The following is a 25,703-nucleotide window of genomic DNA, read 5'->3' on the forward strand; positions in this document are numbered from 1 at the left end:
CAATTTTACATTAAGAGGAATTGACCATCGGTTCGCAGTATGCCTTAATGTAGAGTGAACGCAGGCTTGTTACGTTCTTCGCCTTGATAATACCCTTGAAGAACCCAGCCTGATCCCGCCCATACCGCTGGGCCAACGTTAAGGAACCCTTTGTGAGTCAGGCCAACAGTATGCGAAAACGACATCGATTTAACACTCGCATGACCCGTATCGTACTGCTTATCAGTTTTCTCTTCTTCTTTGGACGTTTCGTCTACTCTTCTATCGGCGCCTGGCAGCACCATCAGGATAAAAAAGAAGCGCAACAATCATCGCTTTCTGTCACCACGCCGGGACAACGTTAAGCTGTTATCCGTTAAAAAGCCCGCGCAAGAAAAAGAAGCTTTAGCGTTGACGCAAAAAGACAATCCCACTCAATGGGTTCAGGCCATGATCAGACGCTTAAAGAGCAACCGCGGGATATCCTGCCTGGGTGATAAGATCACATGCGCGGTTACTAAGATTCCCTCGACCGAATACAAAATCCGATAGCCTTCAGCGTGGTTAAACTCCCGGTAGCTGGCACAAGTTCAGGGCAAATCTGGCATCCCAGCGGGCACTGGCGTACGGTACTCTCAAACTGTGTGAGTATCTCTACGATAGCCGGATGCCGCTCAACCTCAACGCGCTTCAGGAAACCCGCTATTGTGTCGATGCAGTGCTTTACCGTAAACATATACTCAAAGGTCACCTGCGGTTCCGCCCTATCCGCCAGAGCCAATGCGAAATCAGGAAGATAACCATCGTGGGAGGAGAATAAGGTGACCAGTCCCATACGTCAGAATTTGTTTTGTAAAGAGCCACGTGGGATCAGATTACCGACGTTGACAGACAAAACCATCAACTCATTACAGCTAAGCTCAACGAATAATTTAGGTCGTTTCGTTGGTCGTAATGTACCCTGGCTCGGTTGGGTTATGACATTCACTACGATTTATGATATCCAGCGTGATATTAAAGATACATTTAATCGTGTGGCGGTTCCTAAAGATCGCATTCAGTGGACGTACTTCTAATGAGAGATATTGAGAAAGAAATTATCGATTTTATCGATCAGGAATATAACACTAAAAAGTACTTTCTCTGTGGGTCAAAGCGAACCATCACGCTTGATACCAGTATTAGGGATGATCTTAAACTCGTTTTTGAAGATAGTGAAGAATTTCTACAAGAGTACTTCAAACGTTGGAATGTAGATTCAGAAGGATTTGACATACTCAACTATCTGAATCCAGAGTATTTTGGAAGTAAAGAGCCTGATCCGCGTAAGCCACTAACAGTTGGTATGCTCGTTGAAAGTGCTAAAGCTGGACGTTGGTTATATAGTTGAAGAATAAGTTATTATATTTTAAATACCTCTTATTTGGGCTGAATCGCCACGGATAATCTGGACACTTCTGAGTCGTTGGTAGATCTTTTTCTTTATCCGCTCACGCTTCAGTAGCTGGAAAAAGCTTTCTGCAACCGCATTGTCATGACAGTTGCCACGACGGCTCATACTGCCCTCCAGTCCGTGCGATTTCAGGAACGACTGCCATTCATAGCGGGTGTACTGACTACCCTGATCAGACTGAACCAGCACCTGTTTTTGGGGATGACGTCGCCACACAGCCATCAGAAGCGCATTCAGGACAATATCTTTTGTCATTCGTGGTTGCATTGACCAACCGATAACTTTGCGCGAGAACAAATCAACGACCACGGCAAGATACAGCCAACCTTCGTGGGTTCGTAATTACGTCAAATTTGCCGTCAGGAGCTGTGCGCTACACAAAAAATGCATCTATGCACATAAATAAAAACCCTCTGCAAAAACAGAGGGTTAAATTTCCTTTTACCTGTTCATGAAAACACAGGAAGGGTTATCGGCTTATTCCCACTCAATGGTAGCCGGTGGTTTACCGCTAATGTCATACACCACACGGGAAATCCCGTTGACTTCATTGATAATGCGGTTGGAAACACGACCCAGGAAGTCATACGGCAGATGTGCCCAGTGCGCGGTCATAAAGTCGATGGTTTCGACGGCACGCAGAGAGACCACCCAATCGTACTTACGACCATCGCCCATGACGCCTACGGAACGGACCGGCAGGAAGACGGTGAACGCCTGACTAACTTTGTCGTACAGATCCGCTTTGCGCAGTTCTTCAATGAAGATAGCGTCCGCACGGCGCAGCAGGTCGCAGTACTCTTTCTTCACTTCACCCAGTACGCGCACGCCGAGGCCCGGCCCCGGGAACGGATGGCGATACAGCATATCGTACGGCAGGCCCAGCTCCAGACCAATCTTACGCACTTCGTCTTTGAACAGCTCTTTCAGCGGTTCAACCAGCCCCATCTTCATCTCTTTCGGCAGGCCGCCGACATTGTGGTGAGATTTGATGACGTGCGCTTTACCGGTTGCAGACGCCGCAGATTCGATAACGTCAGGGTAGATGGTGCCCTGCGCCAGCCATTTCACGTCTTCCAGTTTGAGCGCTTCTTCGTCGAACACTTCCACAAAAACGCGACCGATGATCTTACGCTTGGCTTCCGGATCGTTCTCACCAGCCAACGCGGACAGGAAGCGGTCTTCTGCCGGTACGTGAACAATGTTCAGACCAAAATGGTCGCCAAACATGTCCATCACCTGCTCGGCTTCGTTGAGGCGTAACAGGCCGTTGTCGACGAAAACACAGGTCAGATTTTTACCGATCGCGCGGTGCAGCAGCATTGCGGTTACGGAGGAATCCACGCCGCCGGAGAGACCGAGGATTACTTTGTCGTCGCCCACCTGCTCGCGAATGCGCGCCACGGCGTCGTCGATGATCTTCGCCGGCGTCCACAGGGCTTCACACTGGCAGATATCGCGTACAAAACGCTCCAGCATACGCATACCCTGGCGGGTATGGGTCACTTCCGGGTGGAACTGTACGCCGTAGAAGCGTTTTTCTTCGTTGGCCATAATGGCGAACGGGCAGCTTTCGGTGCTGGCGACGGTCACGAAGTCGGACGGAATCGCCGTCACTTTATCGCCGTGGCTCATCCACACGTCCAGCAGCGGTTTGCCGTCGGCGGTCAGGGAATCTTCAATACCGCGAACCAGCGCGCTGTCGGTCAATACTTCGACCTGCGCGTAACCAAATTCACGCTCATTAGAACCTTCTACATGACCACCAAGCTGCATCGCCATAGTCTGCATCCCGTAGCAGACGCCAAATACCGGCACGCCTGCTTCAAAGACATACTGCGGCGCGCGCGGGCTGTTTTCTTCGGTGGTGCTTTCCGGGCCGCCGGAAAGAATAATGCCGCTTGGGTTGAAGTCACGAATTTGTGCTTCTGTCACATCCCACGCCCACAGTTCGCAGTAAACACCCAGCTCACGCACGCGGCGTGCAACCAGTTGAGTGTACTGAGAACCGAAGTCCAGAATGAGGATGCGATGCTTATGAATGTTTTCCGTCATTGACGCTTATTCCGAGGCAAGTGAAACAGATTAAATAAATCGCCCGACATGAAGTCGGGCGAAGAGAATCAGGAGCCCAGACGGTAGTTCGGGGACTCTTTGGTGATGGTCACGTCGTGAACGTGGCTTTCCTGGATACCCGCACCGCTGATACGCACAAACTCCGCTTTAGTACGCAGTTCGTCGATGGTAGCACAACCGGTCAGTCCCATACAGGAGCGCAGGCCGCCCATCTGCTGGTGAATGATCTCTTTCAGGCGACCTTTATAGGCTACGCGGCCTTCGATACCTTCCGGCACCAGTTTGTCGGCAGCGTTATCGCTCTGGAAGTAACGATCAGAAGAGCCTTTGGACATCGCGCCCAGCGAGCCCATGCCGCGGTAAGATTTGTACGAACGGCCCTGGTAGAGTTCGATTTCGCCCGGGGATTCTTCGGTACCGGCCAGCATAGAGCCCACCATTACCGCGCTTGCACCTGCGGCGATGGCTTTGGCAATGTCGCCGGAGAAGCGGATACCGCCGTCAGCGATAACCGGAATTCCGGTGCCTTCCAGCGCTTCAACTGCGTCGGAAACAGCGGTGATCTGCGGAACGCCCACACCAGTCACGATACGAGTGGTACAGATGGAGCCAGGACCGATACCGACTTTCACCGCGCTGCAACCGGCTTCCGCCAGCGCGCGAGCGCCTGCGCCCGTCGCAACGTTGCCGCCGATGATTTGCAGGTCAGGATATTTAGCGCGCGTTTCACGGATACGTTGCAACACACCTTCAGAGTGACCGTGAGAAGAGTCGATCAGCAGTACGTCAACGCCTGCCGCCACCAGCGCGTCAACGCGCTCTTCGTTGCCCGCGCCTGCGCCGACCGCCGCACCGACACGTAAACGGCCCTGCTCATCTTTACAGGAGTTTGGTTTACGTTCCGCTTTCTGGAAATCTTTTACGGTAATCATGCCAAGCAGATGGAAGTTATCATCAACGACCAGCGCTTTTTCTACGCGTTTTTCGTGCATTTTTGCCAGCACGACTTCGCGGGCTTCGCCTTCACGAACAGTCACCAGACGCTCTTTCGGCGTCATGTAGACACTCACCGGCTGGTTCAGGTCAGTCACAAAACGCACGTCACGACCGGTGATGATACCCACCAGCTCGTTATCTTCAGTCACCACCGGATAGCCCGCAAAACCGTTACGCTCGGTCAGGGCTTTCACTTCATGCAACGTGGTGGTTGGCAGGACGGTCTGCGGGTCGGTCACTACGCCGGACTCGTGTTTCTTCACGCGGCGAACTTCTTCCGCCTGGCGCTCGATGGACATGTTTTTGTGGATAAAACCAATGCCGCCTTCCTGAGCCAGGGCAATTGCCAGGCGCGCTTCCGTCACGGTGTCCATCGCCGCAGAAAGCATAGGAATATTCAGACGAATAGTTTTCGTCAACTGCGTGCTGAGATCGGCAGTATTCGGCAAAACGGTGGAGTGAGCGGGAACAAGGAGGACGTCGTCAAACGTCAGGGCTTCTTTAGCGATACGTAGCATGGGCAATATCTCACCTGGGAGGTTAATAAATATTGCCGCGGCATTATACAGAACGTAATCGGTTGCATCTACATTTTTTTGCAAATAGTGCTTGCGATCCCCCGTGAGCAGGTTACTATCGATTGAATAACCTGCTGATTTAGAATTTGATCCCGCTCACATGTTATCCTCTCAAACCTCCTCAATTTTTACCGTAAGCCGCCTTAACCAGACGGTTCGTCTGCTGTTAGAACAGGAGATGGGACAGGTATGGATCAGCGGCGAGCTTTCTAATTTCACGCAGCCTGCGTCGGGCCACTGGTACTTTACGCTCAAAGACGATACCGCTCAGGTGCGCTGTGCGATGTTCCGTAACAGCAATCGCCGGGTGACGTTCCGCCCGCAGCACGGGCAGCAGGTGCTGGTACGCGCCAATATTACGCTGTACGAGCCGCGCGGCGATTATCAAATCATCGCCGAAAGTATGCAGCCGGCGGGCGAAGGCTTGTTGCAGCAGAAATATGAGCAGCTAAAAGCCAAACTCCAGGCCGAAGGGTTGTTCGATCAGCAGCATAAACAACCGTTACCCTCCCCGGCCCACTGCGTGGGGGTGATCACCTCGAAAACCGGCGCAGCGTTGCACGATATTCTCCACGTGCTAAAGCGTCGTGACCCATCCCTGCCCGTTATTATCTACCCGACTGCGGTCCAGGGCGATGACGCGCCGGGGCAGATCGTTCGTGCTATCGAACTGGCGAACACGCGGGGCGAGTGTGATGTGTTAATTGTCGGGCGCGGCGGCGGCTCACTGGAAGATTTGTGGAGTTTTAACGACGAGCGCGTGGCGCGGGCGATTTTTGCCAGCCGCATTCCGGTGGTCAGCGCCGTCGGTCACGAAACGGACGTCACGATAGCTGATTTTGTCGCCGACCTGCGCGCGCCGACGCCATCAGCAGCGGCAGAAATTGTCAGCCGTAACCAGCAGGAGTTGTTGCGCCAGATTCAATCCGCCCAGCAGCGTCTGGGCATGGCGATGGACTACTACCTCGCCAACCGCAGCCGTCGTTTCACGCAGATTTTTCACCGTCTGCAACAGCAACATCCGCAACTGCGTCTGGCCCGCCAGCAAACCGCGCTGGAACGTCTACGCCAACGGATGGGGTTTGCGCTTGAGGCCAGGATTAAGCAGGCCACTCAGCGCCAACAGCGCGTAAGTCAACGCCTGAGCCAGCAAAATCCGCAGCCGCGAATTCACCGCGCGCAGTCGCGCATCCAACAGCTGGAATATCGTCTGACGGAGAATATCCGCTCACGGTTAAGCGAACAGCGCGAACGCTTTGGCAACGCGGTCACGCATCTGGAGGCGGTCAGCCCGTTAGCCACGCTGGCGCGCGGCTATACGGTTTCGACGACAACGGACGGCAAGGTGCTGAAAAAGATCAAACAGGTCAAAGCAGGCGATATCATGACCACGAGACTGGAGGACGGCTGGCTTGAAAGTGAAGTCAAATCCGTCACGCCGGGCACGTAATCCAACACTCCCCTACCCTTTGCAGCGCGATGTTGGGTTTCGACTTCGCCTCAGCCAACCTACGCGCCACATTGGATAAGGTGTAGCCATAATCTGACGATCAACCGGTTTGTCATTCGCCTCAAAACCGGGCAGAGAATACCTGCCCGGTTTTGTCACTAACTTACCAGTTATAGCGCAGATTGAGGCTACCGTTCAGATCGCCAAAATCATTGCTGCCAGTCTGCCCGGCAACCTGAGCGCGAACGCTCCACTGCTTATCGATATCTGCCTGCAGACCTACTTTCAGCTCCGCACGGTTAGCCGGAAGATCCTGTTTCACCGTAGCATCATCAAACGATACCGACACATCATCGCTGGTGTGCAGCCAGTTAGCTTCAGCAAACGGCTGGATAACCGTACGACTGCCCTTGTACAGCTTGCCGTCAACTCGCAGACCCAGGCGCGTTGTCCAACTGTCACTATCCTGACCGTCGATCCGGGTGCCGTAGTTATCCTTCACGCTATCCGCTGAGTAATTCTGCCAGACAACCTGCGCCTGCGGCGTCAGACTGACAGTATTGCCGTTACTCAGCGCAATATCGTAGCGATAACCGGTTTCCAGCGAGACAGCGTTAGCGGTTGAATCGTAAGATTCAGAACCCGCATCACCGCTCTCTACGCTGTTGTTGTAGAAACCATATTGGTACCAGCTGTCGACATACGCGCCGCTATGCGTTTGGGCATCGGCAAACCAGGTGGCATAGACGCCAAGGTTGTAGCCGTCTACGTTGCCGCTACTGGTGAACTGGCTACCGTCTGCGCCACGGTTACCGGTACTGTCGGTATCGGCGTTGATGTAGCTCGCCATGACGCCAACGGTAACGCTCTGCTGGCCGTTGCCCCAGGCCAGAATGTCGCCGCCTAACTGGAACTGGGAGTAGTTGCTGTCCATATCGATATTGCCGCTGACAGCCTCGGATTCCGCTTTACCCGCTTTGAAGCGCGCCCATACGCTGCCATCGGCGTTACGATACTGGCTACCCTCGCGGTCATAGAGGGTCTGCATTTGCAGGTTGCGCGCCATCCACTGGTTGCCCATGTACGCGCCGATATCCGCACGGTACTGCGGTGCGACATCGCCGCCATCGTCCGGAGGCGTGACATCACGGTCATCATCTGGAGGCGTGACATCACCGCCGCTGTCGTCATCATCAGACTGTGCTTTTGACGCCAGATACCAGTCGTTGTCACTTTCATTCCAGTACAGACGGTAGGTATACAGACTGGCGTTAACTTCATTTTTTAACACAAACGCATCGCTTGTCGATGTGCCGCCAACATCCACCACTTCGATACCGTTAGTGGTCTGCGCCCCATTGCCGATGCCGTTGATGTACAGATCGGTGGTGCCGGAGGCATCGCCGGTAATGACTAACTTATCGGTCGCCGAATCATCGTCGCCCAGGACGGTATTCAGGTAAAGCGAGCCGCCGTTGCCGGTGTAATCGCCATCGACATAAAGCGTATTGCCAGGCGTGCTGGAGGAGCTGCCGCTGGCGAGCGTCCCCATGTTGATCAGATCGCCATTGAGGGTGAGGATGGCGCCAGTTTCCTCGCTGTCGCCGAAGACCAGCGTCCCTTCGTTGGTCACCTTACCGTTAACGGTCGTACCGTTGCTGCCGCCGAAGGTCGCGTCAGAGGCGACGTTCACCGCCTGCTGGCTGCCCATTTCGCCAATCGTACCGTCCCCGGACAGCCACAGTGTGCCTTCCTGTACGTTGGTATCGCCGCTATAGGTATTCGCGCCGCTCAGCGTCAGTTTACCCGCGCCCAGTTTGGTCAGCGATTTACCGTCCCAGTCGCCGTTGCCGGTTTTATCGCCCAGTACGCTGGTGACTTCAAAACTGTCGCCTGCGCCCAGGGTAAACGTGCCATGTGCTGGCGTCGCTGACGTGGCGGTCGCATTCCAGCTCAGCCCTTCGGTAAGCAGATATTCTGACGCATCTTCAGGATTGATTGTCCCGGTTACGGTCAGATAGTCCGGCTTGTCAGTAAGGTTCATCGTCAGGCTGGTAAAGTCGCCGCTGATATCGCTGTCCATATCCATCAGTTTAAAGGACTGGAACTCCGCGTCGGAGGCGCGCGCTTGCAGGCTGGCGTCGCTGACGACCAGATCGCCGCCAAGCGTGGCGCTGCCGCCGGTAATCAGCGGTTGCACTGAGTCACTATTCAGCTCAACGTTCAGCGTACTGCCATCTTGCTGAATTAACGCGCTGTCGCCGAGATCCAACGAGGTGCCGAGCGCCAGTTGGGTCGTCGCGCCGCTATGAGTGGTGATGCCGCCCACCGCACTGACTTCACCATCTGCGTCCAGCACCAGCGTGGCGTTATTGTCGACCAGGCCGGTGCCCAGCGCCGTCGTACTGGCGGCGACCAGCGTACCTTCATTGATGGTGGTGCCGCCGCTGTAGTCGTTGTCGCCGGAGAGGATCAGCGTGCCTGCGTCTTCTTTGGTCAGCGATTTACCGTCCCATGTGCTATTCGGATCAAGCGTGTCGTCAACGTCTGTCAGATTAGCCGCAACGTTAAAGCTGCCGTCAGGGTCGCTAAGGGTAAAGGTACCGTGAGCGTCGGTAGAAGCGTTGTCTCTGTCCGCATACCAGGAGAGGGAGGCCGTCAGATCATAGTGGGTGTTGTCTGCTTCGTCGACTTTTCCGTCGATAGTCAGGAAGTCAACATCTTCTCTATTCATTCCCGCGACGGTCAGATTGTCGAAATCGCTGGTAATGGCGCTGTCGCTGTCAATCAGCGTGTAGGTGTATGCCTCAGGCGTCCAGCTGTCTGTAACGCTGCCGATGCCTGTGACGTTCAGCGTGCCGCCCAGCGTGACGCTGTCGGCGGTAATGGCGATTTCACCGTTGGCCTTACTGAGATCAATATTCAGCGTACTATCGGCTTGCTGAGTCAGCGAGTCGACGTTGAGCGTCGTACCTTTGGCCAGCTCAGTCGTTGCTCCAGACTGGGTTGTGACATTCGCAAGATTGAATTCGCCCTCCGCGTCCAGCTTCAGCGTACCCGCGTTATCGACATCACCGCCGCCCAGCGCGTTAACGTTGGTGGCAATCAGCACACCGTCGTCAATAGTGGTGCCGCCGGAGTAAGTGTTATCGCCGCTTAACGTCAGCTCGCCCGTACCGGTTTTCACCAGCGCGCCGGTGCCGGAAAGCGTATTTTCCAGTTCGCCTTCGCCGACCTGAAGCACGCCGCTGTTGGCAATAACGCCAGTGCCCAGTGAATCCGCATAGTCAGCCGTCAGCGTACCGCCGGTTATGGTGGTGCCACCGCTGTAGGTGTTATCGCCGGTCACGATCAGCTCATCGTTACCGGTTTTGACAATTTGGCCCCCACCGGTCACGTTGTTATCCAGCGTGCCCTGACTCAGCGCAAGCGTTGCGCTTTCTGTAATCGTCACATCGCCAGTACCGAGCGAGGCGGCGTCTTTGGCGGCCAGAATGCCGCCGTCAATTTCAGTGTCGCCGTAGTCGTTGCCAGTGTTGCTGAGGATCAGCGTGCCGTCGCCCTGTTTGGTTAGCTTGCTGCCATCCCAGTTGGAGGTCGCCGTGGTTTCGTCCAGTTCGCTGGTGACGGTAAAGGTACTGCCTGCATCAACGGTAAAAGTGCCATGCGCAGCGCGCGTAGAATTTGCGCCCGCGTACCAACTCAAGCCCGTAGACAACTCGTAGTTGGTATTATCATTCGCATCAACGCCCGCGTTGATCGTAAGGTAATCCGGCATAGCAGAGATGTCGGCATCCAGCGTTACGCTGTCAAAATCGGTAGTGATCGCAGTTTGCGAATCAATCAGCGTGAACGATCCTAAGTGTTCGTCGGTTTCGGGCGCGACAAAGGTGGCCGTTGAGCTAAGGTTCAGCATCCCGTCCAACGTGACGTTGGCGGCTTTGATAATTGGCGAGCTGTTGGCGGTATCCAGCGTCGCGTTTATCTGGCTGCCGTTCTGCAAGGTCAGGGTATTGTCCACCGTCAGCAGCGTACCTGTCGAACCGCTCGCGTTGCCCAGCGTAATGCCGCCGTCGTTGGTCAGGTTGCCGACGGTTGACGGGTCGGTCATGTTCCACTGGCTGGTTTCGTCAAGCGTCAATGAACTGTTCAGGCCGTTGACGCTCCCTTGCAGTGAGGATTTTTCGGCCAGCGACAAGGACGATACTGTGCTCCCCGCGTCAATGTTGCCATTCAGCGTTGTGTTGTTGGCCTCTACGGTTGCCGCATTATCCAGTTTAATAGCCGTTGGGCCAGTCAATGTGCTGTCGGTTAATGTAATGGGCTTTTCCATCACCGTGTTTTTATCAACGTGCAGCGCGGCGGCGTCGTCTGAGGTCACGTCCGCATTATTGACCGTCAGCCCGGAGTTATTGCTGTAAAAACTGCTGCCCCCCGTGGTCATCAAAATACCATCGCCTTTGGCGATGATGGTGGCGCCGTCAATGTTGACGGAAGATTTGGCGCTCTTAATGCCGATATCTTCGGACGTAATGACCATCGAGTTTTTATTATCGCCGGAAATGGTTACCGTTGAGGCATTACCAGCCTCAATGGCTGCGCCTTTGGCATTATCGTGCATGATGGTTGAGTTCTTGATATCAAGAATACCCTGGTTGGAGGCAATAACCGTACTTTTCGTGCCCGTAGAACTCACCGTACTATTGGTCACATACAGAAAGGCGTTGCTTGTCGTGTTACCAGCCACGCTCAATTGACCATTCGTCAGCGTAACTTCGCTTCCGTCCTTTATTTTCAGCGTGCTGCCCTCGCCAACCGATATGTTGCTAGTGGTTTCCGCTGTTGCTGTTACCTTGATATCGCTCAATGTCGCTTGTGACTCGCCGCTGAGCGTCATGATGCCGTAATTGCCTTTGACCTGGAGGGTCCCTCCCGTTAGCGTTATGCTGCTCTGTCCGGTGAGTTCGATACCAGTACTATAGTTTCCTGTCGTTGAGATTTCTGCGTTGGTGAGATTAAGCACCGCGCCGCTGGCGAGCTTAATCGCCGTGGCGATTGCGTAGCTACCGTCCGGGAGGAGATCTCCGCCGCCGTCCGTCTCAATCACAACGCCCGTGCCTGTGCCTGAGGTTGGCTGCCATCCCCCCTTAGCCGTTGCCAAACCTTCCAGATACAGAGCCGTACCCTGGCCGGTACCTGAATAAGAAATTGGCGACGTTTCTGCGTTCAGGTCGTGGTCGGTTCCGTCAATGTAGGACACCGGATTATCGGCCATAGCCAGCGGACTGGCGAACCCAAGCGCGGCAACAATTGCGAAGGCCAGCGCATTGTGTTTTGCACTAATTGTCCATCCTGACTCAGGCTTTTCAATAGAAAGGGCGACTTCATTAGCGTGCGCCTGTATTTTAACTTTGCTGTGGCCTCGCGCCAGTTCTGAAGCCACGACATACATATTTCGCACGGCGCTCCAGACGATACTGTAGGTCCTGTTCAATTTTTAAATTTCCTTTTAATAACGTTCACGAAGCAAACTTGATTTTGATTGGCTGTAAATAGCTTTTAAATGGTGTATATAAATGAGATAAATAATAAATAACAAAAATATAGCTCTATGAATGATTACAATCATCTGTAACAATATATTATCAAAGACAGATTATTAACTAATTTCAAGGTCTATTTCAATGCCAGGTCAACCTTTGATTAATTTATAATTGATATAAATACATCCATCCATTTTATAAATATTTATATTATGAATGATATTTAATGGTTTCATATATTGAGATAAATAGATGCGTGAGGAAAAAGGTGTGATTATCATGCAACACCTGGTGTTATTGTAAATATACTCGTCATACTTCAAGTTGCATGTGCTGCGGCTGCGTTCCCTCACCCCAGTCACTTACTTTATGTCGCCTTCCTGCAACTCGAATTATTTAGAGTATATGGGTAGCGCCAGATGCCGGGTTGCAGAAGCGAGACGGCGCTTTTACACACTCGCGGCAAACGGTGGTGACTCCAATTAGCAGAACATATACTTTTCAATGAATGTGTCGATTACTTTTTCATGAAGCTCAATGGAACGTGAAAAGCAGATTTTTTTCGTGCCAGACGCTTAATACGTTAATCCACGCACGTCGCATAACCTGCTGAACTTGCCGGCTTAATGGCGCAGTTTTGATTCCTGGTATTCTCATCCACGCCGCAATACATGCCGCCGCTCGAGGTTGATTTAGATAAATAGGGGTAGCCCTGCGTCGGCCAGCCTAACGAGCTAATGGAATGATACAGCGTCAACAGGTCGTTATTATCCGGTGCTTTGCTAAGGCTACCGCACTGCTTGGCAATATCCCATTTAGTGTTGTCCACCGTATGCGCCATCGCCCAGTACTCGTTATTTGTATGCACTCCGTTGGTAAATACTGGCGTCACGCCTGACAGCAGCTCAGCCTGAAGCCACGGACGATGCAGCGTTTTTCCGTTAACGGATGTCGTATCCGCCATATTTCCCCAGAACAACGCTTTATCCGTATCCGGACTGGTAAGTACCATAAAAATCACATCCAGTGATGCGTGAAGAGTCGTATTGTCCGTCAGTTTCACCGTGAGTGGCGTTTTCAGTCCCAGGCTTTTATCCTGATTAAGCGTAAACGTTGCCGTACCGTCGCTGCCGGTAGTGCCGGTAAAGACAATCCCGGTGGTGGTCATACTTTGGCTGGCGCTTGCGGGTGTCAGCGCTTTAAGCATGAGATCGTCTGCTCCGGCATCCGCTGCCACGTCGCCATCCGTTACCACCGTACCTGCCCGATTTTTCGAATCGCCACGTGACAACGTAAAACCGACGTTGGCGACCGGGTTACCGCTGCTATCTTTTACCGTCACCGTTAACGGCATCGCGCTTCCCTTCTCCACTACCGCCGCGTTTTTCGCGCCGTCCATCGCCGTCGAGGTCAGCGTAATACTGGCAGGAGTAGAAGTACGCGGCTCGACCAGACACACCTGAGCGCCGGTGGCAGTCGATGAACTGGCGGTGCCTTTATCGCCGCTATTCAGGTTTATAAATTGGTAATATCCGGTATTCGGCGCACGATCCGCCGCCCACCAGAATTTGTTCCCCGCCACCGGCCAGCCGTAGTTTGTACCGATTGCGCCGTCAGGATTGTCGCCATACAACGTTTGCAGATCGCCTGACAACGACTGGTATTCGACATCACAGCCGGTTGCGCCCGCTTTTTCAGTGTTCGCTGCGGTGACTAAGGGCCATGTTTCATTGTTAACCAGGTAAGTACCGCTATTCGACGTCATCTCCGCCGCCAGCAGCGGACGTCGGAACTTCACGCCCGCGCTGTTGGTCACGGTTTCCGGCATGTGTCCCCAGTATTTGGCTTTATCGCTGTCCGGGCTGGTAATGACGGTGAAAATGACGTCCATATTGCTAACTGTCAGCGGATCGTCGACAAGCATCGCCTGCAGCGGTGTTCTCAGGCCACGGGAGTCATCCTGCGTCACTTCGAGTTGCGCTTTACCATCCTCATCCGTAATGCCATACCAATAACTTGTGCACGAAGATACCGTGCAGTTAAACGTCATTGAGCCCGTAGACGGCGCAACCGATGTGAGTACCATGCCTCCGCCGGAACTGCCATCAACGACACCCGCCCGGTCTATCGAAAGCGTTCGTCCCAAACGGATAGCGGTATTGGGCTGCGGCGTGCCAGAACCATCCCTCACAGTGACGGTCAACGGCAGACTCTCGCCCTTCTTCGCCACTGGAGCGCCTTTATCCGGATCCATGGCGCTGGAGGTGAGTTCTATCGACAAGTCCCGGCGCTTTGCCAGACAAAGCTGCGCCGTGGCGGTATTGGCTTTGGTTGTCAGCGTATTATTATCGCTGAGTCTGACATACTGGAACTGACTGTCTGAGTGCGTGGCATCCGGTACTGAGTTACCCGCCCCCCAATATTTTCCTGATGCCACCGGTAGGCCAAGCGTTGTCGTGAGTGCGCCATTGGGATAATCGGTATATAGCGTCTGTAAATCATTTACCGTCGGCAACCCCAGCCGATCGCACGGGCTGGCGGTGTCCTGATACATATTCGGATAACGGCTCCAGGTATACCAGGACTCGTTATTTTCCGTATAACCCGACGTGTCCGCTGTTGAAGAAAGTTCAGCGCGCAGCAGCGGTCGCTTAAATTCAACTCCCTTACTGTTGGTAAAGGTTTCCGGCATATGGCCCCAGTATTTGGCCTTATCGCTGTCCGGGCTGGTCACTACGGTAAAGATTGCGTCTTTACTGTCCGTCAGGTTGCTGCCGTCCATCGTGGCGGCGCTGATAGTGGTCTTTAAACCTGTGGTACTGTCCTGAGCCAGGGTAAATGTCACCTGACCCAGTTCATCAGTTTCCACGTACAGATATTTCGCGGAGGTATCCAGCAGGGATGTCGCAAGGCCGGACGGCATCACATTACGTAGCGTAATATCGTCTGTGGCACCTGAAGCCGATGCGGCGCTGTTGGCGCGATTGTACGACGTTCCCCGGCTGATTTTCACCATCACGTTTTTCATCGGCTGGCCTGCGGCGTCTTTCACCGTGACGGTGGCGGCAATCTGCTCGCCCTTCTTCGCCTTCGCAATCCCGGTGGCTTCATCCTGGCCTGCCAGCGTCAGCGTCAGGCTGGCAGCGGCGCGGCGCGCCGAGACAAGACAGGTCAGCATGTAGTAAGCCGTGGTGCTGGTCGTCGTTTTGACATCATTGCCGTCGTTAAACAGGTTGACCGCTGCGTACAGCGACTGCGCGCCGTCTGACGATATCACGTAATCCCCCGCCCACCAGTAGCGGCTGACGTTGTTGTTGCCCGAACTGGTCATCGGCCAGCCGTTACGGCTACGCATGGCATTATCAGGCCAGGTATTGTACAGCGTCTGGAGGTTGCTGACGCTGGGCAGATAATCGCGCCCGCAGCCGCCGCTGACGCCGTTCCAGGCTTTATCGACGGTTATCATGCCCCAGGTTTCGCCCTTGTCGTAGTAGCCGTTGGCGATGGTCAGCGTTTTGCCGGGCGTAGCGCTGAACTCGCTCGCCAGCAGCGGACGTTTGTACGCCACGCCGCTGCTGTCGGTTAACGTTTCCGCCATATGGCCCCAGTAGCTGGCCTTCGGGGTGTCCGGGCTGGTAACCACGGTGAAAATAACCGGCAATGGCGCGGTCGTTGTGGCGTTGCTGTGCTCTATCGACGCCATCAGCGGCGTTTTAAAGCCAGCGCTCCCGTCCTGGCTGATATCCAGCGTCAGCGTACCGTCCGCGCCGGTAGCGGTGTAATACTCAACGCCGCTGTTACGCGCGTCGCTGTGGTTAATCTGTATGGCTGCCGCCTGCGAACCGTTAACCTCCTGATTCGCCCGCCCAATGCTGTCGCCGCGCGTAAAGATAACCGGCGTGTCCGCCACCGGCTTGCCCTGGGCATCCAGCGTGGTGATGGTGACCGGAATCGTCTCGCCGACCTTCGCTTTAGCGAAACCATCGCTGTCGTTATACTGCGGCGAAGTCAGCGTTATCTGCGTCGCCACCGGATGGGCGTTTTGCAGGCAGACAAAATAGAGTTTTTCATCCCACAGCAGCGAACCGATGCCGCCGTCGCGCAGATTAATCGACTTAACGTAGCGGTTTTCCGATGTCCTGCTTAAATCGGCGGTGCTGTCCTGGTAGTTTTTACCGTCCAGCGGCCAGCCCTGCTGGGTATTCATGGCGCCGCCTGGCCAGGCGTCGTACAGCGACTGGAGATCGGCAAGCGAGGGCACAAATCCCGCGCCGCAGGCGTCTTTCGCCACCTCAAAATTCACGCTGCCCCAGGTTTCGTTATTTTCCGTATTGCTGCCGTGGGTAATGCCGCTGGCGATTTCAGCCGATAACAGCGGGCGCTTAAATACCTCGCCGTTGGCCGCCGCTACCGTTTCCGGCATATGGCCCCACATTTTAGCCTTATCGCTGTCGGGGCTGGTGACCACGGTAAAGATGGTGTCGATGCTGGCCGTCGCGCTGGCGTTATCGTACAGCGCCGCCGTAATCGCGACCTTCGTACCGTGGGTATCCGGGCGGGTGACGGTGATAATTTTGCTGCCGTCCTCGCCGGTCAGTTCGCCGATTTTGGTGGCGGTATCGTTGAGCGATTCACCGTCGATGACCACCGCAGAAACGATGCCGTCGCCGCTACCGGCGATATGTTTTTCCCCCTGGCGGGTATAGCCGTCGCCGCGACTGAGCACAAACGGCGCATCCGGGACCGGATTGCCGCTGGCGTCTTTCGCCGTCACCTTGAGCTGAAGGGTGTCGCCTTTTTTCACTTTCACCGCGTGCTCGCCGCCGACGTCATACCACAGCGACGTATCTACCGGTTCGATGGTAATTGAGGCGGCCGTGGGATTGACGCCAACCAGGCAACTCACAAAATCGGAAGCGTCGCCGGAAGCGGTTTTGTCGCCGGAGGCCAGCGATACCGTCTGCCACGAACTGGCGCTGGCGAAGGTGGAAGACCAGTAGTTATACGACGTCGGCCAGCCGGATACGGTGTGAATTTTATTGCCATCGTTCGCGGTATAGAGTGCGCTAAGCTGGTGATCTTGCGGCAGATGATTAACCTCGCAGCCTCCGGCGTCGGGGTTGTTCAGCGCATCGGCATGGGTAACGCGCGCCCAGGTTTCGTTATTCTGATCTTCGGTCCTGGTCGCGGCAGTCGCTTCCGCCGCCAGTTTTGGCCGCTGGAATTCCATATTGTCCACGGTGATAGTATCCGCCATATGTCCCCACATATGCGCTTTTGGCGTGTCGGGGCTGGTGGGGACGGTGAATTTCACGCTGCGGTTGACGGGGGTGGTGATCAGCGAGTGGAGCGGCAGTACGGTCAGCGGCGTCAGCAAGCCGACGCCCTGCGGCTGTTCAATCACCAGCGTGGCGTTCCCCTCGGCATCGGTGATGCCCTGATACGTCATCGACGCCTGGGAGGAGCCAAACGAGGTTCCCCCCATGACCAACGTTCCGTCGCTGGAGTCGGTAAAACCGGTCGTCGCGTTGTCGCGATTTTTGCCATGCGACATGGTCACGGTAAACGCGGCGTTAGGCACAGTCAGTCCGTTCAGCGCGTTGACGGAGTGCACGTTCATCGTTACCTGTTCGCCCACTTTGGCGACCGCATTGCGTAACGACTCGTTGCCATCGAAGTAAACGTTCAGGATGGTCACCAGTTCGTTGCCGGAACAGGAAAGATAGTTCGGTTCAGCGCCGCTGAACATGCTGTCCGCGCCGGTCGCCAGGTTGACGTGCGCGGTGGTAGAGCCATCGGTATCCGCCGCGATATAGCTGTGTTTCTGCGTCGGCCAGCCGTAGGTCGTTTCCATCGCGTTGCCGGAATGGGCCGCATACAGCGTATCCAGCAGCAGTTGCCCCGGCACCTGGCCCGCGCCGCACTGGTTTGTCGCCGCCGTTACCGAGTTAAACGTGGCCCAGTATTCGTTATTCTCAAATTCAGAGCCGGTGTCCTGCGCGGCTTCGTCCGCCAGCAGCGGACGTTTGTAGATATTGCCCGCCTCCACCACGCCCTGCATATGGCCCCACATGCGCGCCTGCGCCACGTCCGGGCTGGTGACTACGGTAAAAATGACGTTCTGCGTCGCTTCCGTCCCGTCGAACAGCACCACGCGCACCGGGGTTAACACGCCCGCGCCCCGATCCTGGGTCAGCGCCAGCGAGAACTGGCCGTTGGCGTCGGTGACGCCGTGATAGTGACCGTCGCTGCCTTCCAGATTGGTGATGACGACCGGTTCATCCGACCACTGATGCGCCGCGTCAATATCGGCGTTCTTTTGATTCTGGCGATTCTGTTCGTCGCCCAGATAGACATTAAAGTAGCGATAGGGCAGCGGTTTGTTGGTGGCGCTGTCGGTCACGCTGATCTTCATATTGATCTCATCGCCAACCTCGACTTTCGCGGCATTGACCGTTGAATCAAAACTGTCGGCGCTAATCACTAACTTCGGCGTAACCTCCGGCGAGGCTTTATCCACGCAGCTTACCAGCGATTGCGTGGCGTCCGGCATTTGCGTAAGGCTGCGGCTGCGCATATCAATGCTGATATGGTCGGCGGCGATCGACCCCTGGGAGGAGGACCAGTACTCTTCATCTCCGGATGTCAGCCCCACCGGCCAGCCGAGGGTGGTGGATAAATCGCCGCGCTCAATTTTTAACCCTTCCAGTTGGCGCGCATCCGGCAGAATATCGCAGTGTTTATCCGCATTAGCCCAGTTGAACTGCGCCCAGCTTTCATTGTTGATACTGACGGCGCGGTCTTCGCCGTCGGTTTCCGCCGCCAGTTTGGGGCGGCTAAAGGTGTAGCTTTCGCCGTCCACCGTGGCGGTGGAATTGTCCGCCATATGGCCGTACATATTGGCGCTGCCGCTGTCCGGGCTGGTGAGGGTGGTAAAAATCACGTCCACGTCGGCTTTCAGCGCAGGCGCGCCTGACGGGTGCGCCACCAGCGGGGTTTTTACCCCCGGACCGTTAGCCTGGGTGACGGTCACCGTCGCCACGCCTTCCGCATTGGTGGTGCCGTGATATTCTGTGGCGGTGGTGGTCAGTTCGGTATTGCCGACGCGTACCGGCGCGGTATTGTTCACCACGCCCTGGCGATTCAGCGCATCGCCGCGGGTAATCACGAACGCGATATTGCCCGCAGGCTCGCCGTTACAGCCTTTGGTATTCACCGTCAGCGTGATGCTTTCACCGGCTTTGACCTTCGCGGCGTTTAGCGACTCGTCCAGATGATCGGCGACGAGAGTAACCGGGTCGCCCACGGCGGGGGCAATATCCACCGCAATCTTTTGATTGAGTATCTCTACCGCGCTGTCATAAGGCACGCCGGTGCGGGTAAGCAGCCACAGCGGCGGTACGGCGGTTGAGGTATCCAGTTGCGGCCAGACCACCAGGTGGCGGCCCGCCATATTTTGCTCACAGAACGTCAGGTTTGCCGATGGCTGCGGAGACAGCGGCGTATCCGGCGTGGCGGCGTCGGCCCACACCAGCGTGACGGTGGGCGCGCGTTCAGCCTGCCAGGCCAGCGGCGGATCGGCGAAAATATCGCCTTCGGTATCGTGCGGATTGGTTAAGGTCAGCGCGCTGCCTGCATCGCTGGTGCTGAACTGGCTGGGTTTCGCGGAGTAATCAACAGAATTAGCCGCATCAGATCGCAACTGAACGCTGCCCTGATAGACCGGGATCGTCACACTATCGGCCTGAGGGGGAGTACCGTTAATAGCCGCAGTTTGCTCAGTGAGTTCCTGCCATGCGCCGCTGTTTCGCACGGCCTGCGCGAAGAAAGGCGTTAAAATAAAGGCGCATAACAGCAACCAGGATAAAAAACCGACACACTTTTTCGATTTCACTGACGTACCTGAGAAAAGTCCATTTCGTTGCAGCTCATTCCATTAATACAAGGAATTAAAAATGCATCGCGACCGGCACAACGCCAGCCACAAGGGATACACAGGTTGGGCGCGCCTCACCCAACCTACTGCACCCGGCACGAGGCATAAGCAAAACCTTGACTTGAAAGCGTACAGTTTTCCGTATTGGTCGTTTCGTTAAATGAGCAATACTTACCGCCAACCATCGTTTGCGATGCATAGTCATATGTATACGACGACGCCGGCGCAGCCGTAGGCCAGTGCAGGTCGCCAATGATGTTCTTCAGCGCCTTCAGATCGTCCAGCGTCGCGGCGTTTTCCAGCGAGCCGCAAAGATAAGGCAGCGATGTCGTAGCATGAATGGATGTTTCACCATAATCAATATAGTTCGCCGCCCAGGTTTCATTATTAAGCGGCCAGGTGCCTGGCGGCATTTTGGACATCTCTGTTTTCAGGAATGGGCGGCGCAGCGTAACGCCGTTAACCTCAACGGTATCCGGCATATGGCCCCAGTATGACGCATACGGTGTATCCGGGCTGGTTGGTACCGTAAAGATCGCATCGACGCTCGCCGTCTCGCCAGCCAGCTCCGAAAGCGTCGCCGTGATGGATGTTCTCAAACCCAGCGATTTATCCTGGTTTAACGTGAACCGCAACTTACCGTCATCGCCGGTGACGCCATACCATTTCGTGCTGGTTCCCCTCTGGTTATTAAACACCACTGCCGCACCCGCAGGCGATACCGGCGTCAGGGTCATGCCTGATAACGCGCCTTTGGACGCAACCGGCTCGCCAATCACACCGGCCTGAATGTATTTGCTATCCACCGTGCCACGCGAATAAGAGTAATCACGCGTCAGCATAACCGTCGCCCCCGCCTGCGGCTGCCCGGTGCCGTTAGTCACCGTTACCGTCATCGGTATCGCCTCGCCTGTTTTCGCCACCGCCGCCGATTTATCCGCGTTCCACACGTCCGTAGATAACGCAATCTTCATCTGTCGCGGTTCCGTCAGACAGAGCTGGTAATAGAAATTCCCCGGAGTTTCCAACGTGGTGCCGCCATTACCCGTATTGAGATCGGTAAATTGCCAGTAAATGGATTGATTTTTTACCAGGCTGTCGCCTGCCCACCATTTTTTCTTGATGGGTAATCCAATGTCGGTCGTGATCTTACCTTTGGGGTGATCGCGGTACAGCGACTGGAGATCATCCTGCGTGGCCATCTGATTTATCGGGCACGCGCCATAATTCCCGGTATTAAAATTATTCACCGTAAACCAGGTTTCATTGGTTTCGAAGTAACTCGACGTATGATTCTGCGATGAGAGTTCGCCATACAGCAGCGGGCGCATAAACTCCGCGCCGTTGCTGGCGGTGAAGGTTTCCGGCATATGGCCGTACATATTGGCCTTGTCGCTGTTCGGGCTGGTGATGACGGTAAACACTGCCGGCAGCGACGAGGTTACTGTCGGCGTATCATACAGGCTGGCAGTCACCACGCTTTTCACCCCGACTCCGCCAGGTTCGTCAAGCGAAAGGGCCAACGTACCGTTCGCCCCGGTCGCCCCATAAAGAACCGATGAACTGTAGGCAAACTCTTGCGTCGCGCCACCAGACTGCGTCATCGTCATGGTGTAGCTGTTGGTAAACGGGTAGTCAGCTTTACGCGGCGTCCCGGCGTCGCGCTTAAGCGAAAACGTCGTATAAGGCACCGGATTACCCGCCGCATCGGTGGTGGTGACGATCAGTGGGATCGACTCACTGTTTTTAGCCTTCACCGCCTGAATAGTGTCATCCGTCGCCAGCGTGGAGGTGAGCGTAATTTGCGTAGCCTGCGTCTTCGGCGTCGTTGCGCAAATTTGGTATTGCCTGTCGTTCACACCGTCATTAACGACGCCCCGGCGCGAATCATCATCCAGATCGACAATGTAATAGGATCGGGGCTTTCCGCCGGTTAACGACCCGGAACTGGAACCGCTCCAGTAAGAACGGTTGATCGGCCAGCCCTGGGCGGTTTTTATCGTGCGGTTTGGGTATTTGCTGTAGAGCGAATCCAGCGCCTCGACGGAAGGGAAATAGCCCGCAGCGCAGTTAACAGCGGGGTCGGTTTTTGAACTGTCTGGCCCATAAAGCCCCGCCCAGATTTCGTTGTCTTCGGTATATTGCGCGGCACTTGCCTGATTGGCTAATTCAGCGTAGAGCTGTGGACGCTGATACTCCGCGCCATCCGCCGCCGTGAGCGACGGCAACATATGCCCCCACATGCGGGCAACGTCGACATCCGGGCTGGTGATGACGGTAAAGATGGTGTCAATGCTGGCGCTCACGGCGGCATTTTCATACAGCGCGGCGATAATGGCCGTTCGGGTGCCGTGTGTGTCCGGGCGGGTAACGCTGATGATGCGGGTGCCGTCAGCGCCGGTCAGCATCCCCATTTTGGTGGTGGTCCAGGCCAGGGATTCGCCATCGATCACCACGGGCGTGACGATGCCTTGCTGATCGTTGCCCTCACTGGCGGTGTACTTCTCGCCCCTGCGATCGTAACCGTCGCCGCGGGTGAGCACAAACGGCGCTTCCGGGATCGGGTTGCCGCTGGCGTCCTTCACCGTCACCTTCAGTTGCATCGTGTCGCCTTTTTTCGCTTTGACCGCGTGAACGCCGCTGCCATCGTACCACTGCGACGCATCCACCGGTGCAATGGTAATCGAGGCCGCCGCCGGGTTATCGCTGGCCAGACAGCTGGCGTAAATGGAGACGTTGGCGTTGGCGAATTCACTGCCGCTAAACAGCGAGATCAGTTTCCACGTGGTAGCGCTCTGGAAGGTCGAAGACCAGTAGTTAAGCAGCGTCGGCCAGCCCTGGGTGCTTTTCATCACGCCGTCGCTGTTGGCGTTGTACAACGCCTCAAGCTGATCGATGCGCGGCAGGCGGTTCGCCGCGCAGCCGCCCTTATCCGGGTTGCCCGCCGCGTCAGGATGCAGAACGCGCGCCCAGGTTTCGTTAGCCTCAGCCTGAGTACGTTCCGGCGTCACTTCATCCGCCAGCTTAGGCCGCTCAAAGGTCAGATCGCCGACGGTGATGGTATCAGCCATATGGCCCCACATTTTGGCTTTTGGCGTATCCGGGCTGGTGGCGACGGTAAACTTCACGCTGCGGGAAACGGGCGTGCTGATTAATGAATCGACGGGCGCAATGCTTAACGGCGTCAGCAGCCCTACTCCCTTCGGCTGGGTGAGGATAATGGTCGCATCGCCGTTGGCGTCGGTGATCCCATGATAAGCCTGCCCGGCAAGGTAGCCCACGTCATCAAACAGCATCTGACCATTGCTGGTGTCGGTAAAACCGGTCGTCAACCCGTCGCGCCGTTTGCCGTTCGCCATGGTGACGGTGAAGTCGGTATAGGCGATCGGCATGCCGTTGAGGGCGTTGCGCGAATGAATGTTCAGCTTAATCTGTTCACCCACTTTGGCAACCATATCGCTGTTTTTGGTCGCCGGGTCATCGTTGAAGTAGACGTCCAGCACCGCCACCATTTCGTTGGCCGAGCAGGTCAGGTAGTTCGGTTGATTGGTAAATTTACCGCTATCGCCGTTTTCAAGGTTGACGTGCGCCGTTCCCGAGGCGTCGCTGTCCGCGGCGATGTAATAGTCTTCGGTTGGCCAGCCATGTTCGCTTTCCATCTTGCCGCCAGCATGTTCGCTGTATAAATGCGCCAGCGATGACTGATCCGGCACCTGGCCGATGCCGCACTGCGCGGTGGCTTTTTCCACTGAATTAAACGTCGCCCACTCTTCGTTGTTTTCGCTGAACTGACCGTCTTTGTGGCTGGTTTCCACCGCCAGCAGCGGGCGTCTATACAGGTTGCCCGCGTCCACCACGCCCTGCATATGGCCCCACATGTTGGCGCCGTCCACATCCGGGCTGGTTATCACGGTGAAAATTACGCTAAAGGGCAACTCGATGCTGCCGCCTTCATCATCCGGCATCACGATGCGGATGGGCGTTTCTACGCCCAGGCCGCTGTCGTGTTTTAACGTCAGGTGTACCTGGCCGTTGGCGTCGGTCACACCGGTATAGTGTTCCGGCGACGAGGCGCGCATATCTTCGGTGTTGATTGTAACCCGTTGGTTATCCCACGCGTCCTGATGCTCTCCTTTGCGGTTTTTCGCAGGGTCAATGAACAGCTCCATATAGCGATAAGGCAGCGGCTTTTGCGTGTCGCGATCCACAACGGTCATCACTAAATCAATCGATTCCCCCACCTGTGCTTTATACGGCCCCTCTGGAGAGAGCGTTATCTGCGGATGCGCCGCAGGCTGGGCCTTATCCACACAACTGACCAGTAGCGTGTCGCTGTTGGCGGCCCTGACGACCGACGCGCTGTTCATATGCACGGCAGCGTGGTAGTCGTTTATCTGATCTTTGGTTGACGACCAGTATTCCGCATCGCCCGTCACCGGCCAGCCGGTGTACGTTGCCAACGCACTATGCTCATGCCTTAGCGCCACCAGTTGTTCGGCATCCGGCAGAATGTCGCAATGGTTATCCGCGCCACTCCAGGTAAACTGCGCCCAGGTTTCGTTGGTGTCCACAACGGTGCCGCCATTTCCGCTGGTTTCCGCCGCCAGTTTCGGGCGGGTGAAAGTGTAGGTCGTACCGTTCAGCGTCGCCGTGGCGTTCTCAAGCATATGACCGTACATGTTGGCCTTATCACTGTCAGGACTGGTGATGGTAGTGAAAATGACGTCGACATTGTCGGTCAGCGTGGGATAGCTTTGCGAAGAGACGATGAGTCGTGTTTTTACCCCCGGACCTTGCTCTTGCGTCACCACCACCGTGGCGTTGCCCTGCTCGTCCGTTACACCGTGATATTCTGTTTGCGTAGTCGTTAACTCGGTATCGCCAACGCGCACCGGGTTAGCGTTATTGACCACGCCCTGGCGATTGATTGCATCCTCGCGACGGATCACGAAGGCGGCATTCGGCGCCACGTCGCCATTACAGGCTTTGGTGGAGACAGTGAGGGTAATGCTCTCCCCCGCTTTGACTTTCGAGGCTGCAAAGTTGGCGTCAATATGATCGCCGCTCACAGAAACAGGATCGCTCACCGCCGGTTTGATATTCAGCGTCACTTTCGGGCTAAGTAGCGGAATGACCGCACTGTTCGGCACCCCGGTACGGGTATAGAGCCACAGCGCGGGAACGCTGTTCTCATCTTCCACCTGCGCCCAGGCAACCAGTTGCCGCCCGGCGAGGTTTTGGGCGCAAAAGGTCTGGTTAAGAATCGGCTGCGGCGAGAGCGGCGTATCCGGCGTGGCGGCATCGGCCCATACCAGACTCATGGTCGGCGGTTCTTGATTTTCCCAGGCGATGGAGGGCGGATCGGTAAAGAGATCGCCTTCCGTATCGGTGGAGTTGACCGCACGCATCGAGGTTGAGGAGGCATCAGCGCTAAAATCGCGCGGCATGGCGGTAAACTCGATATCGTAGGTCTTGGTAGGGTCAAGCAGCATACTTCCCTGATACAGGGGAATAGTGGCACCGTCGGCCAGCGGCGCGGTGCCGTTAACCGCGCCGGTCGTCGAGTTCAGCTCTTGCCAGGTTCCGCCCTTCAATAGCGCCTGCGCAGGCGCGTTCGACACTGCAAACATGATCAGTAATGTCAGTAAGAAATGTACCACTTTATTCACTTGCCGATTCCTGTTCATGAGCG

The 25,703-nt window shown here is 55.6% G+C and carries 9 protein-coding genes and 4 pseudogenes; 4 read left to right on the top strand and 9 right to left on the bottom strand.

Going from position 1 to position 25,703, the window contains the following annotated elements:
• Nucleotides 1–152: 152 nt before the first annotated feature.
• A complete protein-coding gene (locus NA389_RS17450) occupies nucleotides 153–344 on the top strand; it encodes a YfgG family protein (RefSeq protein ID WP_000075924.1) in 192 nt (63 codons plus the stop codon).
• 78 nt (nucleotides 345–422) lie between these two features.
• Here NA389_RS17450 and NA389_RS17455 read toward each other — a convergent pair.
• Nucleotides 423–566 (bottom strand): annotated as a pseudogene (locus NA389_RS17455) (hypothetical protein); the annotation flags it as partial.
• Nucleotides 497–814, bottom strand: a complete 318-nt coding sequence (locus NA389_RS17460) for a hypothetical protein (RefSeq protein ID WP_001667075.1) — start codon at nucleotides 812–814, stop codon at nucleotides 497–499. The pseudogene NA389_RS17455 and the gene NA389_RS17460, both read right to left, overlap by 70 nt.
• Nucleotides 815–833: 19 nt before the next feature.
• Between NA389_RS17460 and NA389_RS17465 the strand changes: the two are divergent.
• Together NA389_RS17465 and NA389_RS17470 are read left to right on the top strand one after the other, a co-directional pair.
• Nucleotides 834–1,055: pseudogene (locus NA389_RS17465) on the top strand (STM2901 family protein); the annotation flags it as partial.
• Complete coding sequence (locus tag NA389_RS17470; RefSeq protein ID WP_077905968.1) at nucleotides 1,040–1,369, top strand: DUF1493 family protein; 330 nt, start codon at nucleotides 1,040–1,042, stop codon at nucleotides 1,367–1,369. The pseudogene NA389_RS17465 and the gene NA389_RS17470, both read left to right, overlap by 16 nt.
• A 78-nt stretch (nucleotides 1,370–1,447) precedes the next feature.
• On the opposite strand, the pseudogene NA389_RS17475 reads toward NA389_RS17470, so the two are convergent.
• The 3 genes and pseudogenes from NA389_RS17475 to guaB form a co-directional block, all read right to left on the bottom strand.
• Nucleotides 1,448–1,774, bottom strand: a pseudogene (locus NA389_RS17475) (DDE-type integrase/transposase/recombinase); the annotation flags it as partial.
• A 135-nt stretch (nucleotides 1,775–1,909) separates the two neighbouring features.
• The gene (gene guaA, locus NA389_RS17480; RefSeq protein ID WP_000138293.1) at nucleotides 1,910–3,487 is read right to left on the bottom strand and encodes a glutamine-hydrolyzing GMP synthase; all 1,578 of its coding nucleotides are present in this window, start codon (nucleotides 3,485–3,487) and stop codon (nucleotides 1,910–1,912) included.
• Between the two features lie 68 nt (nucleotides 3,488–3,555).
• On the bottom strand, nucleotides 3,556–5,022 hold the full coding sequence (gene guaB, locus NA389_RS17485; protein ID WP_000944174.1) for an IMP dehydrogenase: 1,467 nt from the start codon (nucleotides 5,020–5,022) through the stop codon (nucleotides 3,556–3,558).
• A 160-nt stretch (nucleotides 5,023–5,182) separates the two neighbouring features.
• Between guaB and xseA the strand changes: the two genes are divergently transcribed.
• Nucleotides 5,183–6,532: an exodeoxyribonuclease VII large subunit gene (xseA, locus tag NA389_RS17490; RefSeq protein ID WP_000953183.1), complete on the top strand. Its 1,350-nt coding sequence runs from the start codon at nucleotides 5,183–5,185 to the stop codon at nucleotides 6,530–6,532.
• Between the two features lie 163 nt (nucleotides 6,533–6,695).
• On the opposite strand, the gene shdA is transcribed toward xseA, so the two are convergent.
• From shdA to ratA, 4 genes and pseudogenes are all read right to left on the bottom strand, one after another.
• Entirely contained in the window at nucleotides 6,696–12,026 is a 5,331-nt protein-coding gene (shdA, locus tag NA389_RS17495) for a fibronectin-binding autotransporter adhesin ShdA (RefSeq protein ID WP_072275061.1), read from the bottom strand.
• A 531-nt stretch (nucleotides 12,027–12,557) separates the two neighbouring features.
• A pseudogene (locus NA389_RS17500) lies at nucleotides 12,558–12,658 on the bottom strand (IS1 family transposase); the annotation flags it as partial.
• On the bottom strand, nucleotides 12,659–19,969 hold the full coding sequence (ratB, locus tag NA389_RS17505) for a DUF823/DUF824 repeat adhesin RatB (protein ID WP_000837151.1): 7,311 nt from the start codon (nucleotides 19,967–19,969) through the stop codon (nucleotides 12,659–12,661).
• 125 nt (nucleotides 19,970–20,094) lie between these two features.
• Nucleotides 20,095–25,698, bottom strand: a complete 5,604-nt coding sequence (ratA, locus tag NA389_RS17510; RefSeq protein WP_001081440.1) for a DUF823/DUF824 repeat adhesin RatA — start codon at nucleotides 25,696–25,698, stop codon at nucleotides 20,095–20,097.
• Nucleotides 25,699–25,703: the final 5 nt, after the last annotated feature.

This window comes from Salmonella sp. NW645, assembly GCF_051703725.1.
GTDB classification, from domain to species: Bacteria; Pseudomonadota; Gammaproteobacteria; order Enterobacterales; family Enterobacteriaceae; genus Salmonella; species Salmonella enterica.